This is a genomic window from Flavobacterium sp. 40-81 (assembly GCF_001898245.1).
Classification (GTDB): domain Bacteria; phylum Bacteroidota; class Bacteroidia; order Flavobacteriales; family Flavobacteriaceae; genus Flavobacterium; species Flavobacterium inviolabile.
The window spans coordinates 1-14,752 of the sequence record NZ_MKTM01000019.1 but is presented as its reverse complement, the minus strand read 5'-3'; the positions used below and the strand labels follow the sequence as shown (position 1 = coordinate 14,752).

Genomic DNA, 14,752 nt, shown 5'->3' with positions numbered 1-14,752 from the left:
GAAAGAGAGTAAATCATTTATATAACACAAAATAATTTATATTATGAGTAAAAGAGATGAATTAATTGCAAAATACGCAGCGGATTTAAAAGAGAAGTGTGGCGTAACTCCCAACATGGATTTATTAACAAAAGTAACCATCGGTTGCGGTCCGTCCATTTACAATGCGGATTCTTCGACGGTTTCCGGAACTTCCGAAACGGAGCTGGCTACCGTTAAGAATAACTTCTTAATTAAAAAATTAGGATTAAAAGACGGCCCGGATCTGGATAAAGGTATCGATAGCGTAATCGAAAAGTACGGCCGTTCCAATAAAAACAAATACAGAGCGGTTGTGTATTACTTATTAACGGTACATTTCAAAAAAGAAAGCGCGTATAAATAAAAAGCACCATTACTATAAAATAAAAAAGGCAGATTGTACAATCTGCCTTTTTTATTTTATGTTTATCCTGTTGGAAATTACTTAAATAAGTCCATTCCCGGAATATTAGGCATGCCGTCTTTTGCCACAGCACCCAATTCTGCCTCATTTACATTTGTTGCTTTTTCGATAGCTTTGTTAATAACAAGTACCAAATAGTCTTCCAATTGCTCTTTATCTTCTAATAAAGCATCGTCAACCTGTATCGATTTTATTTTGCGGTTAGCCGTTAAAGTTACCTTTAAAAGCCCGTCATTACTTTGCTCATCTATTAAAACCGTATCCAAACGTTTTTTAGTCTCTTCAATTTTCTGCTGGGTTTCTTTAAGTTTCCCCATCATACCCATTATGTCTCCAAACATGTTAATAAAATTAATAGTTAATGTTACTGCAAAATTATTAAATTGCAGAGTGATTAGTAAAAAAAACTAAATGAAAAATCAAATTATTTTGAGCTGTGTTTGTCTTATTTTTGTAACGGGAAACGCACAAAATAAAAAACCGAATATGGTAGAAAAAATAACGCCGCCTAAAGCCGCTGTTAAACCCAAGCAATTGGAGAAGCACGGAGATATCAGAACAGATAATTATTATTGGTTAAATGAAAGAGAAAACCCTGAGGTAATCGATTATCTGAAAAAAGAGAACGAGTACTATCAGCAAATGACAGCACATACAAAACAATTCCAGGAGGATTTGTTTAAAGAGATGAAGTCAAGAGTTAAGGAAGACGACAGCTCCGTTCCGTATCTTTATAATGGGTATTACTATATAACCCGCTATGAAAAAGGAAAAGATTACCCGATACATGCCCGAAAAAAAGGATCTTTAGACGCTAAAGAAGAAATTTTGTTTGACTGTAATGAGATGGCCAAAGGACATGCTTATTTTCAGTTGAGCGGCATCAGTATCAGTGAAGACAACAAATGGTGTGCTTTCGGAGTGGATACGGTATCCCGAAGAGAATATACCATTCAGATTAAAAACCTTGAAACCGGAGAGATCCTTCCGGTAAAATTAGAGAAAACAACCGGTGGTTCCACATGGGCAAGTGACAACAAAACCTTGTTCTATACCCGTAAAGATCTGGTAACACTTCGTTCCGATAAAATTTACAAACATAAATTAGGTTCAGAGCCTACGGATGATAAAGTGGTTTTCAATGAAAAAGACGATACATTCTCTGTTTTTGTCTATAAAGAAAAATCAAAAAAATACATTGTTATCGGTTCTACAAGTACGCTGACTTCCGAGTTCAGTATACTTAGAGCAGACAGCCCTGATGGCGAGTTTAAAGTATTCCAGCCGAGAACAAGAGGTCTGGAGTATAGTATTTCGCATTATGGCGATAGTTTCTATGTGGTTACCAATAAAGATAAAGCAACCAATTTTAAACTGATGAAAACGCCGGAATCGGCTACCGGTAAAGAAAACTGGAAAGACCTGATTCCGCATCGCAAAGATGTTTTACTGGAAGATATCGAAATCTTTAAAGATTATCTGGTGGTATCCGAGCGTTCTAACGGACTTAATAAAATCAGAATCATGCCGTGGAGCGGAAAAGGGGAGTATTACCTGCCTTTTGAAAGCGAAACCTATACGGCTTATACCACAACCAATGTAGACTTCAATACAGATGTGCTTCGTTACGGCTATCAGTCAATGGCGACACCATCATCGGTTATCGACTTTAACATGAAGACTAAGGAAAAGGTTGTCCGTAAGGAGCAGGAAGTTTTAGGCGGTAAGTTCGATAAAAACAATTATATCGAAGAACGCGCCTGGGCAACGGCTCAGGATGGTACTAAAGTGCCTATTTCCATTGTTTACAGAAAAGGAATTAAAAAAGATGGCAGCAATCCGTTCCTGTTATATGCTTACGGTTCCTATGGTGCTTCTATGGACCCTTATTTCTCCTCGATTCGTTTAAGCCTGCTGGACAGGGGATTCATTTATGGCATCGCACACATCAGAGGTGGAGAAGATTTGGGAAGAGAGTGGTATGAAAACGGAAAACTGCTTAAAAAGAAAAATACATTTACTGATTTTATCGACTGTTCAAAATTTGTAATTGACAGTAAATATACATCAGCCAAACACTTATATGCCGAAGGTGGTTCTGCCGGAGGACTGTTAATGGGCGCCATTGTAAATATGGCACCGGAACTGTATAACGGAGTAATCGCACAGGTTCCTTTTGTGGATGTGATGACAACGATGTTAGACGATACGATTCCGTTAACAACAGGAGAATATGACGAATGGGGTAATCCTAACGATAAAACCTATTATGACTATATGTTATCCTATTCGCCGTATGACAATGTGAAAAAACAAAAATATCCGAATTTATTGGTTACAACCGGGCTTCATGATTCACAGGTTCAGTACTGGGAACCGGCGAAATGGGTTGCTAAACTGCGGGTTATGAAAGCAGGAGACAGCCAGTTGTATCTGGATACCAATATGGATGCCGGTCACGGAGGTGCTTCCGGACGTTTTGAATCCCTTAAAGAAGTAGCGAAAGAATATACTTTTTTATTAGATTTAGAAGGAATTAAAAAGTAGATAAATTTTTTTTGTTAAATTTGCAGAGTTCTGAGGTTACTTAAATCTTTAGGTAATATCGACCTCGACTAATTTATATTTTATGAAAGAAGACATAAAAGCCTATAATAATGTATTGGAATTAATAGGAAATACACCCCTAATTAAGCTCAATAAAATTACAGAAGGATTAGAAGGTAATTTTTATGCTAAAGTAGAAGCTTTCAATCCGGGTCATTCCACAAAAGACAGAATCGCTGTATATATAATTGAAGAAGCGGAAAAAAGAGGAATCTTAAAGCCGGGCGATACAATTATAGAAACGACATCCGGAAATACAGGATTCAGCTTGGCAATGGTAAGCATTATTAAAGGTTATAATTGTGTTTTGGCCGTGAGTTCAAAATCTTCGAAAGATAAAATTGATATGTTACGCGCCATGGGAGCAAAAGTTTATGTTTGTCCCGCTCACGTTTCTGCCGATGATCCCCGTTCTTACTACAATGTTGCAAAACGTTTGCACGAAGAAACCAAAGGATCGGTTTATATAAACCAGTATTTTAATGACCTGAATGTAGATGCACATTACAATACCACCGGACCGGAAATCTGGGAACAGACTAACGGAAAAATAACCCATCTGGTAGCCTGTTCGGGTACCGGAGGAACGATTTCCGGAACAGCACGCTTTCTGAAAGAAAAAAATCCGGATATCAGAGTTCTTGGTGTGGATGCTTTTGGTTCGGTATTGAAAAAATACCACGAAACAAAAGAGTTCGACAGCGAAGAAATCTATCCATACAGAATAGAAGGTTTAGGAAAGAATTTAATTCCGTCTGCAACCGATTTTGAAGCAATTGACAAATTCACGAAAGTGAATGATGAGGAAAGTGCCCACACGGCGCGTGAGATTGCCAAAAAAGAAGGATTGTTTGTAGGATATACTTCCGGAGCAGCAATGCAGGCCATCAAGCAATTTGCCGAAGAAAGCGAGTTTACCCAAAACAGCAATGTTGTGGTAATCTTCCCGGATCACGGTTCCCGCTATATGAGTAAAGTATTTAGCGATGAATGGATGAACGAGCAGGGATTCTTTGACAGCGTTAATGCAGAAGAAGTACAAAAAATAGAATTTATCAAATAGCGGATTCCGCTAATACGAATAAAAAGGCTCCGGAACATCCCGGAGCCTTTTTATTTTAACGATTATGATAATATTTCAGGCATTAAAATATTGAATAACTAATTCTATTTTTACCTTTGTGGCTTATAAAATTTCTATTACAGAATATAATGATTGAGATAGGGAAATACAATACACTAAAAATTGACCGTGAAACGAAAGTCGGTTTGTTTCTGACAGATGGAACAACAGATATTTTATTGCCGAATAAATATGTTCCGAAAGCCTATGCAATAGGTGAGGAGCTGGCTGTTTTTGTGTATCTCGACCATGAGGAACGTCCGATTGCCACCACTTTGGAACCGTATATCTTTTTAAACGAATTTTCATTGCTGCGGGTGAACTATACCAATAAATTCGGTGCCTTTATGAATTGGGGCATGGAAAAGGATCTGTTTGTACCGTTTAAAGAACAGGCGCGTCCTATGGAGCAGGGAAAACGGTATCTGGTGTATATGTATCTGGATGAAAAAACAAACCGTTTGGTGGGTTCCAGTAAAACCAATCAGTTTTTAAACAACGAAGAAATCACGGTTGAAAAAGGTGAGGAAGTAGATCTTATTATTTCGCACATCACAGAAGTGGGTATCAACGTGATCATTAATGAAAAGCACAAAGGACTGCTATATAAAAACGAAGTTTATGACGATTTCAGAACCGGTGACCGTATTGTAGGCTATATCAAAAATATCCGTCCTGACGGTAAAATTGACGTGTCGGCTACCAAACTGGGATTTGAAAAATTAGAACCGAGTTCCCAGTATATTCTGGATGAATTAAAAGCCAGCCGCGGTTTTCTGCGGTTAAATGACGACAGTCATCCGGAAGACATTAAAACGGTGCTTAAAATGAGTAAAAAGACCTTTAAAAAAGCGATTGGTGTTTTATACAAGCAAAAGCTCATTGAAATAAAAGAAGATGGAATTTATCTGGTAAAATAAAAAAAGGGAGAACATTGTTCTCCCTTTTTTTATTGTGGTAATTTTTCCGGAGCCGGTTCCCGGTAAATTACTGAAGTTATGCTTCCCAGGAAAGCTTCTAAAGCATCAAGCTCTCCTTTGTTTAAGTCCAGTTTTTGCAATAAAGGCGACGTTTTTGGAAACAATTTATCGTTTACCTGTTCGCCTTTTGGTTTTAGATTCGGCATCCCCATATTGTACAGGTTCAGCACCCCTCTGATTTCCGGGAATAAACCATTGTGCATATAAGGCCTGGTTTTCATTATTTCCCGTAAAGAAGGCGTACGGAATTTCCCAACATCTTCTGTATTCTTAGTAATGTTATAACGGCCCAGATCTTCATATTTTCGGCCGTAGTAAGTCAGTCCTGCATTGTGGAACTGGTTATCGGAAAACAAAGCAGAATTGTGGCAGTTAATGCATCTTGCTTTGGTTCTGAAAAGGTGTAAACCTTCTACTTCTTTATTGGAAAGCTGCGTACTGTCGCCTTCAATAAATTTGTCAAAGCGGCTTTTGCGGCTCACCACCGTACGTTCAAAAGTAGCGATCGCTTTAAAGATCTTCTCTTCGGTAACTTTTTCATCACCAAAAGCCTCTTTAAAAAGCGGCTGGTAGCCTTTTATCTTTTTAATCGTTTTTACGGCAATATCCATGTGATTGTTCATCTCTTTGGTATCGACTATCGGGAATTTTGCCTGTTCTTCCAGGCTGGCTGCCCGTCCGTCCCAGAAAAAGATGGTGGAATAGGCCACGTTGATAATCGGTTTTGAGTTTCGGCTGCCCGGAGTTCTGTCGTGACCGTGGGAAACTCTTTTTCCGTCGCCCCATCCCAATTCCGGATCGTGGCAGGAAGCACATGAAATTTGTCCTGATTTTGACAATCGCGGATCAAAGAACAATACTTTGCCCAACTCTCTTTTTGCTTCAGAATACGGATTTTCGGCAGGGAAGGGAACTTTTGGCAAAACCCCTAAATCCTGGAAATTGATAACGGTGCTGTCCACATTGGCTTTTGGCCATTTGGCCATATCACCACCGCTGTATATTTTTTTTAATTCAGATATGGAATAGTATTTTTCATCGTCTGTATGGTTTTGTAAAGAAACCAGGCCTACGAATAAAAAACTGAGGAAGGTTAGTCCAATAATCTTTTTCATGCCTAATAAATTATAGAGATTCCGCCATTAAAATAGCTGCTTTCTGTGGTATTAAAATCGGTTGTATAGGTTTTGTATTGATCCCCTAAAGCAACCAGTGTGTTATAATTGGCAAAAATACGTAACTTTTTAGTTTTTGAAAGACTATAAAAGTATTGTGCCATAATATTCGATTGTAATTTCGAAGTCGCATCAAAAGCCTGATCCGGTCGGATTACATTGTCTGCAAATGAAGTGTTGGAAGAAGAAATAGGAATAAAAACTAATTTTTCATCCAGCGCCATATAATATTTCACTCCAACAGACAGGTTTATTTTGTTTTTTTCCTTAGCCAGTATGTCTTTATTAAAAGAAGTCTGGATTTCCAGCGTGTTCAATAGTTTGTCGGTATTACCCAAAAGGTCGATATATTTATGTTTGATATAGTTGGCTCCCAGTTCAAAAGCATAAACAACACGATCCTTGTCTTTCTTTATCACGCCATTACTGAAGGTAAAAATATCCAGGTTCATCCGGTAATTCTGACCGTTTTCGATCACTGAAAAATTATCGCCTTTTTGTCTTTCATATCCAAAAGCGGCTTTATAATCGACTTTTTCACCGTCATAGAAATAGTTCAGCTCTCCGGTATGTGCTATAACCCTGTACATATACATTTTCAGTTCATCATCGATATAGACATAGCCACGGGCATTTTTGCGATAAAAGCTTTCCAAGGATTTGTTGTATTTATAGGTGGCGCTTACCTTGTTTCTGCTGTTTTGGTATTGATAGCCAAAACCGAAGTTTTTATCGATAGTATTAAAAATATACCTGTTATAGGAGGAGTTAAAAATGATCCGCCCATAACCGGATGCAAAACGGGTGAATGTTTCCGGATAGGCCGGAGCATTCTGGGCATCATTCACGTAAGTGATGTTTGAGGTTTCCGTTTTTTTGGCAATACCTGCGCTAACAAACAAACTGTTATTGTTGAAATTGTAACCGGTTTGCAGCTCTCCGCCATAGTTACTCTGTTGAATTTCCGGACGCGGATCGATGGTTCTGTAACTTTTTCCGTTTTTATAGAAAGCTTTGGCTCCTAAAAGAATATTGCTGTCAAACTGATAAGCAAATCCGCCATCTAAATTATAATTCTGAATATCCCAGTCTCCTTTTTTAGGGGCGAAAAAATAATTTGGAGACAAAACATTCTGGTTTTCCGTTCGCTGGGTAGAGAAGTTGTAGCCCAGACCTTTTTCGGCAATTTTATTGAATGTAAAACCGCCAAAAAGGCGTAATCTCGGTTTTACATTATAGATTCCCTGAGTAGAAAAACTATATTGTGTGGTTCTGTCTGCCGTTTGAACGCGTTTTAAATTCAGATTCTTCTGACTGAAATCAATTTGAGTCAGCGTAAAATCATTTAAATGCTGGGTGGTATAGAATAACGGGTTTTTCCAAAAATGCTGTTGTACATCGTTGTAAAACAAATTCTGTTGTACCGATAAACTATCAGTGAGTTGCGCATTTGCTGCACAACTCACCAATAGTATAAAATAGAATATTACTTTTTTTGAAGTCATATTATAATGGTTCTTAAAAATATAAGAAACGTTTTAAGATTTAACTGCTGTAACGGGTTACAGACTAGTTTGCAAAACCTTTAGGATTTGCTTTTTGTTTGATGAAATCGTTAGAAGAATTGTTAGTATCTTCTAAGATTTTACGACCATTAACGATAGTTTTTGTTTTTCTGATTACCGCCTGCGAGTTGTAGGCAGCATCACAGTTAATGAAAGAAGCATCTACTTCTGCCTGTAACATTTTCGGACGCTGGCTGCTTGGGTTGTAGTGTTGTAATTCTACACCGTCAATGATTTTAACCTTTGGAATCTGAATGAAAAACTTGGTTGTATTGATAATGTTTGTTACAGAAGGATCTGAAAAATTAGGGTAAGCATTTAAATTTTCTTCACGGAAAATTACAAAACTGTCTCTTCCTAAGTTGTCCATTAAGAAATCTTTATTCGGGCTGCTGTATCCTTGTCTTCCCCAGTAGGCGATATTCATATCTTTAACAGCCGGGTTTTGGATGTCGTAACGATAAACCTCTTCACCAAGTGATAATCTGTAATCTCCTAAATATACTTCAAATTCAGCATTGCTTAAATCGACTGTCAAATCAGGATTCTGTACCGTTAACGGTTCATTGCTATTGTCTACTAAAGGCGCTTTATGGTTGATTCCCGTTTGGGCAATTACAATACTTTCTCCCGGTAAAATCGGGTATTCTGTTCCGTTTCCAGGTACTTTGATCACATAGTCAGCATAAACATAATCTGTATTGGCAGCAGATCCGGAAGTCATTCCAATTGACTTGCTCCAGTCGAACTGTCCGTTAGACAGGGTGTAAGAAGCTGAAGTAGTGGATGTTTTTCCGTAAAGCTGACCGATACACAAACCGTCTGCATAGATCTTCTCGTTAGAGTTGTTGTAGATCTCAATAAACTGATCTCTGAAAACAGCCCCCTGTTGTGCATGAGAACCGGCATAGTAGATTTGTTTGATTACCAGATCACCAATTCGGATTGTTTTTAGTTTAAGTTCGGTACCGCTTACATTTGCGTTTACGATAACCTGCTCCTGAGCACCGTTAAATAAAACCGATGGCGTTTCCGGAGTATAACCGAACTGTGTATTGAATTCAGCACTGGTCAGGGTTTTTGTAGCCGTAATGTTATAGGTTCCCGGGATGATCGCATTAAAGGTAGCCACACCACTGGTATTGGATTGTACCGTATATGTATCTCCGGTATTGGTATTGGTTAAAATAACAGCACCCTGTTGTACTGCTTCACCATTAAATGCTGTTGTATCATATTTAAGATTTACCGAAAAATTAACGGGTTGTAATCCATTATTTCCATCTCCGAAATCGTCATCTGAACAAGATGAAAAAGCTAGAGCCGCACTAAGTAATAGAAGTATTTTTTTCATGTAAGTTATATATAATTAATTATTAAAATTGATATTCTATTTTGGTTCCGAACGATAACTGTACCATATCGGATTTTGTTCTTTTTGTCGGAATGCCGTTGTCTATAACATCTTCCGTTTGTTTTAAATCCAGGAAGTTGTTGGCATAAAATGAAAAACGGAATCCGTTTTTAAAGTCTTTCGATACCCGCAAATGGAAATTGTGATATACTTTTTGCAGGGATCTGTCTCTTTCCGGATAGTTTTGTACCAGTACTCCTAACAACGGGTGGGTATCTCTTTCGGCTTCCGGAATGATAAACCGGTTCAGGTTTTCATCGATATAGCCCAACAGTCGGTTACCGCTTTTATAGGTATTGTTTTCAATGATAAAGTGTTCGCTTCGCACCGCAATAACCAATCCGATTTTAGGTAAATGGTAATTGATGTTAGAGCCCAGACGGAAACTTTTATAATTCTCGGAATATGGTGCCAGAATCGCAAATTTTTCCGTTCTTGGCGTTGTGCCGGCAATCTTTTCATAGAAATCACGGTTATCGGTGTTCACCGTTTCCGTATAGCTTCCCTGAATGTCAAACGTGACATTTTTAAAAGGTGTTTTTTCAAAACTCATAAAGAATTCCACACCCTTATCTTTTGATTCCATTTTGTTTACCAATCTGTTTTGCAGGTAATAAAAAGGAGTATAGCCTGTTACCTGATAGGTTGGCGTCTGGGTTCCGTTAAACTGTATGTCCAGGTTTGCCATGGCTCTGGTAGTCGGAATTCCTTCATTGGTGATTCCATCATACATCTTATTATAAAAACCGGTAAAGTTCAGGTTTCCGAAAGGCAGTTTATAATCAAAGCCTAATTCCGAACGCATACTCTTTGTAGGCTTTAAATCTTTGTTATCGGAATAATCAATATAGGTCTGAACAATTCCTAAATTGTAGTAACCCGGGTAACGATAATCTCCTAAAACGGCATCATAATATCTTGGCCCGGTATAAATCTGGTTTAAAGAAGGCGCTTTCGAAGTGATACCAAATCCGCCGCGGATTTTAAAGTTATCATATTGAAAATAACTATTGATTCGGGGTGCCAAAGTGGAGAAACCGTATTGGTTATCGTAGCGTAAACCGCTGTTTATGTATAAAATACTGTTTTCCCAGTTGCGGGTAATATTGTCTTCTGCATATAAGGAGTACTGATATTCGGCACGGATATTTTCGCCATAGTTATACGGACGGAAACCTTGTCCGGATCCACCGTTTGTAGAAGCGAATGTGCTGATCATCGTTTCCGGACTTCCCAAACGCCCGCGGCCTTTGTTGTCGCTGGTACGGAAAGAAGTACCCATCAGTACCGAATGCGACCAGTCGCCGGTGTTAAAACTCTTATATAAGTCTGCAGACAGGAAAGAAGAGACCGGAATACCTTCTACGGCTTTTACAGAAGTATAACTTGGTAATGTGTACGTTCCGGTATAAACACCTTCCTCTGTACTGGTTCCTACAATACTACCGCCAATGTTCACAAACTTTGATTCATAGGTGTACTGATCACTGTATCTGAAATTAAAATTCACATCCAGGTTGTCGAAAAAGCTCGTATCCTTAAACTTCCATTTGAAGCGGTTGGAAACAGACAGGTCTTTCTTTTTATTTTTTACAATTTTATCGTCGGTGTCTTCTTCTTCATAATTCACATTATCGTTATTAAAACCATAATCAACAGAAAAAGAGTTGCGGATGTTTTTGTTTTTGCTCGCCCAGCTCCACATTAAATTAGTCGTGATACGTTCGTATTCGGTATAGGAAACTCTCGGCTCGGCATTCGATTTTAAATAATTTACCGATAGATTGATAAAGCCGATCTTGTCGCTGGCTTTAAAACCTTTGGAAAAACCATATTCGGTAGTACCGTCTCTTAAAGAAGTGTACACGCGGTAAGGAGATTTTCCGGCTTTTTGTTCAATTTTAATCAATCCGGAAGTCAGATCCCCGTATTTAGCAGAAGGAACTCCCTGAACCACTTCGATCTTTTCAATATTATCGGCTGGAATTTCTCTTAAATCGGCACCAAAATTGGCATTGGAAAAATACCCGTTAAAACCGGAGGAAGAGGAGGGATCGCCAAAACCTAACTGGTTCGGTGAGAACGGCACACCATAATTCCCGGAATAGGACTGCATGTTTTCATTGTTCGAAATGGGAATACCATCCACAACGATTGCCGTACCAAACGATTTGTTTCCAAAAGCAGCATTGGCCACCAGGGATGGCTTAACGGTCCGGAAAGCAATTGGTTTGAACTCATTAAGATTAAAATTCGTAACCGCCTGGCCAGGTAATTGCTCCAGTACTTCATTAAGGGAGAAAGCCTGTACCTGTTCGATTACTTCTTTTCCGATAGTGATCTCGGAGAATTTTTTTCCTTTTCTTGCCGTTACGACCACTTCATCCAGTCGCAAGTCACGGTTTTGAAGGTAAACGGTAAGCTTGGTGTTTAAGTTTTCTTTTTTGTAGGTAACGGTCATTTCCTGCTTACCCAACAGTTTGAAACTGATACTAACATCTTTCGAAGCCGGCATACGCAGTTCAAATGAACCGTTATCGTCTGTAATGGCCCAGTCATTCGTTTCCGGGTTCAGTACGAATACACTTTGCAATGGTTTTTTAGTGTCTTTATCCAGAACCTGTCCGGTTATATGTTTTTGTGCATATAGCGTATTAATGCCTAGCAGTAGTATAATGTATAAAAACCTCACGTCTATCAAATATCTTAATATGGTGCAAAAATACCATCATTATTTTATTTAGACTAATAATAGATAAGAATAAGCAGTATTTATGGCTTTTTTTTAAAGAATTAACAACAGAATCTTAAATATTCCCTTTCTTTTTGAGTTTAAAACAAGATAATTAAAAAATATAAGGATTATATTTTCATTTTCTCTTTTTGATAGTAGCAGAATAGGCTATAAAATGTTAAATATCACAAAATTAAAGAATCATTTCGACTTTTATTGTAAATTTGTATATACAAATATTGTATAGTAATGAATAGACTTGATTTTATTAAAACTATAATTGGAGGAGCAGGTATGGCAACATTATATCCATTTTACAACTGGACACAGGATTTAAAAGAAGAAGATGTGAAACTTCCGGTGTTATTTATCGGTCACGGTTCACCGATGAACGGTATTGAAGACAATGAATTTTCACGCACCTGGACCAAAATGGGGCAGGACATTCCGAAGCCGAAAGCTGTGATTGTTATTTCGGCACACTGGTTAACGAGAGGTACGCACATTACTGCGATGAACCATCCGAAAACGATTCATGATTTTGGTGGTTTTCCACAGGCATTATTCGATGTGCAGTATCCGGCACCAGGAAATCCGGAACTGGCGAAAGCAACGTCCGGCCTGATCACCACTACCGATGTTGGTTTGGATCACGACTGGGGCTTGGACCACGGCACATGGACCGTTGTACGGCACATGTATCCCAACGCGGATATCCCGGTTTTGCAGCTGAGTATCGACTATAACAAACCCCCGCAATACCATTATGACCTGGCGAAACAACTGGCGAGCCTGCGTAAAAAAGGCGTACTGATTATCGGAAGCGGTAATATGGTGCATAACCTTCGTATGGTCGCCTGGGATAAACTGGCGGAGCCGGAATATGGCTATGACTGGGCTGTGGAAATGAATACCATCTTTAAAAACAAGATCGCCGACGGTAACCACAAAGCACTGATTGATTATGAAAAACTGGATAAGTCGGCAAAATTAGCCATCCCAACGCCGGATCATTATTACCCGATGCTGTACACACTGGCATTACAGGACAGTAAAGACGAAACAAGCTTTTTTAATGATAAGGCAGTGGGCGGTTCCTTAACAATGACTTCCGTAAAAATAGGATAAGACCCGAAAAGAAAAAGGGAGAATGATTAATATCGTTCTCCCTTTTTTTATATGTTGTTTTTCAAACTTCAAACCTCACAAATCACACTTCATAAATCAAATATCTAACCTCATAAATCACACCTCCAAACTATTCCTCCATCTCTTCTTTGCTGAATTTGAAAGGATAATCCCCGAAATGCGGCGCTAATTTTTTAGTCTGATAGGTTTTTTTGCTGTATTTGTTCGACAATGCAATAATGGAAACGGTGTCTTTTCTAAGGGTTACCAGAGAAGACGTGTTCCCGTGCCACCAGCCGTTGTGGAAGAAATATTTCTGACCGGTTTCAAACTCATACATACGGACACCCAAACCGTAATTTTTGGTTCCTTTACGCTCATAGCTGTAACCTTTATACATTTCGGCTTTCATTTCTTTGCTTAAGAAATCGTCATTGTAGGTAGCGATGTCAAATTTTAAAATATCACGCGGGGTGGAATAAATATTCTTATCGCCATAAACCTGGTCCAGGAACTCAAAGGCAAGACGCAAATAATTTCCTTTATAGGATTGGCTCACATTATCTTTTTTCTCCAGATTATTAAAAACAAAAGTATGCTTCATGCCAAGCGGATCGAAAATCATTTCTTTCATCACCACCGGATAGCTTTTACCGGTTACTTTTTCGATAATTAAAGCCAGTAAGGCATAGTTGGTATTACAATAGCCAAAACGGGTATTGGGCTGTGATTCCAGACCGATGGGTTTGGTCGCTAATAAATCCAGTACATCCTGATTTGTCAGCGTCTTTTTCTTATCCCACACCCCTTTATCGGCAGTAAAATAAGCATAATTGCGCAAACCGCTGCGGTGGCTCAAAAGCATTCTTACCGTTGTTTTTTCATACGGAAAAGCCGGTAGCAGACTTTTTACTGTCTGGTCCAGTTTTAATTCCCCTTCGTCAACCAGTTTTAATACGGCAACAGCTGTTAGCATTTTACTAACGGAGGCAATATGGATAGGCGTGTCTGCCGTTATTTTGTCGTTTTTCTCTTTATAGGCATATCCGCTGTAGTTTTCATAGATAATCTGCCCGTTTTTGGCAACAAGGAAACCGCCGCTGTAATCGTTACTGTTGAAATGCTTGTTGTAAAAACGCTCCACATAAGCTTTATTGTCAGAAGCATATTTGGCAGAGATTTTAGGTAATTTGATCTCAAAATTACCGGCTAAAAGCGCAGTATCGTTGGTACTGTTATCGGAGTTTCTGGAGTTATCTTTTTTATTGCACGATAATATTAGTAATATAGAAAATAGGGGGATATATTTAGTCAGTTTCATTGAAAAGTGTTCCTTGTAAAATTTTGGTAAAGGCAAATATAAATAACCCAAATTGTTTTTAAAATCCTAAAAGGAATTAATTTCTGTTAAATTTTCAACACATAAAAAAAGCCTGTAATTACTTACAGGCTAAATTTCACTTTTTGTCCCGTCCTGAAATAAGTTGACACAAAATCGACTTATTATGAAAGACACAACAACAACGCGAGTTAAGCGTACTCAAAAGGATTATAATATGGCTTTTAAATTAGCTGTAGTTT

11 protein-coding genes are annotated in these 14,752 nt (G+C 38.4%); 5 read left to right on the top strand and 6 right to left on the bottom strand.

Annotated elements, in window-relative coordinates; genetic code table 11:
* The first annotated feature begins 43 nt into the window (after positions 1–43).
* Positions 44–385 carry a DUF2853 family protein gene (locus BGO42_RS05970; protein WP_273246608.1) on the top strand — a complete coding sequence of 114 codons (342 nt, stop codon included), beginning with the start codon at positions 44–46 and terminating at the stop codon, positions 383–385.
* A gap of 77 nt (positions 386–462) precedes the next feature.
* Here BGO42_RS05970 and BGO42_RS05965 read toward each other — a convergent pair whose 3' ends face one another.
* The gene (locus BGO42_RS05965; protein ID WP_177734587.1) at positions 463–786 is read right to left on the bottom strand and encodes a YbaB/EbfC family nucleoid-associated protein; all 324 of its coding nucleotides are present in this window, start codon (positions 784–786) and stop codon (positions 463–465) included.
* Between the two features lie 145 nt (positions 787–931).
* On the opposite strand from BGO42_RS05965, the gene BGO42_RS05960 reads away from it, so the two are divergent.
* The 3 genes from BGO42_RS05960 to BGO42_RS05950 all read left to right on the top strand — a co-directional run bounded on the left by BGO42_RS05960 (position 932) and on the right by BGO42_RS05950 (position 5,095).
* Positions 932–2,992 (top strand): S9 family peptidase, encoded by a 2,061-nt coding sequence (locus tag BGO42_RS05960; protein WP_394353023.1) that lies wholly within the window; start codon positions 932–934, stop codon positions 2,990–2,992.
* A gap of 82 nt (positions 2,993–3,074) precedes the next feature.
* Positions 3,075–4,115, top strand: coding sequence for a cysteate synthase (gene capA, locus BGO42_RS05955; RefSeq protein ID WP_273246607.1), 1,041 nt, complete (start codon positions 3,075–3,077; stop codon positions 4,113–4,115).
* Positions 4,116–4,264: 149 nt separating this feature from the next.
* Entirely contained in the window at positions 4,265–5,095 is an 831-nt protein-coding gene (locus BGO42_RS05950; RefSeq protein WP_273246606.1) for a CvfB family protein, read from the top strand.
* 29 nt (positions 5,096–5,124) lie between these two features.
* Here the strand turns inward: BGO42_RS05950 and BGO42_RS05945 are convergent, their stop codons facing one another.
* From BGO42_RS05945 to BGO42_RS05930, 4 genes are all read right to left on the bottom strand, one after another.
* The gene (locus tag BGO42_RS05945) at positions 5,125–6,270 is read right to left on the bottom strand and encodes a cytochrome-c peroxidase (RefSeq protein ID WP_273246605.1); all 1,146 of its coding nucleotides are present in this window, start codon (positions 6,268–6,270) and stop codon (positions 5,125–5,127) included.
* Between the two features lie 2 nt (positions 6,271–6,272).
* Positions 6,273–7,835, bottom strand: coding sequence for a DUF6850 family outer membrane beta-barrel protein (locus BGO42_RS05940; RefSeq protein ID WP_273246604.1), 1,563 nt, complete (start codon positions 7,833–7,835; stop codon positions 6,273–6,275).
* Positions 7,836–7,899: 64 nt separating this feature from the next.
* Positions 7,900–9,249 (bottom strand): DUF4876 domain-containing protein, encoded by a 1,350-nt coding sequence (locus tag BGO42_RS05935; protein WP_177734581.1) that lies wholly within the window; start codon positions 9,247–9,249, stop codon positions 7,900–7,902.
* Positions 9,250–9,271: 22 nt separating this feature from the next.
* Positions 9,272–12,001, bottom strand: coding sequence for a TonB-dependent receptor (locus tag BGO42_RS05930; RefSeq protein WP_273246603.1), 2,730 nt, complete (start codon positions 11,999–12,001; stop codon positions 9,272–9,274).
* Positions 12,002–12,337: 336 nt separating this feature from the next.
* On the opposite strand from BGO42_RS05930, the gene ygiD reads away from it, so the two are divergent.
* Positions 12,338–13,171 (top strand): 4,5-DOPA-extradiol-dioxygenase, encoded by an 834-nt coding sequence (gene ygiD, locus BGO42_RS05925; protein WP_273246678.1) that lies wholly within the window; start codon positions 12,338–12,340, stop codon positions 13,169–13,171.
* 130 nt (positions 13,172–13,301) lie between these two features.
* On the opposite strand, the gene BGO42_RS05920 is transcribed toward ygiD, so the two are convergent.
* Positions 13,302–14,492, bottom strand: coding sequence for a serine hydrolase domain-containing protein (locus BGO42_RS05920; protein WP_177734578.1), 1,191 nt, complete (start codon positions 14,490–14,492; stop codon positions 13,302–13,304).
* Positions 14,493–14,752: the final 260 nt, after the last annotated feature.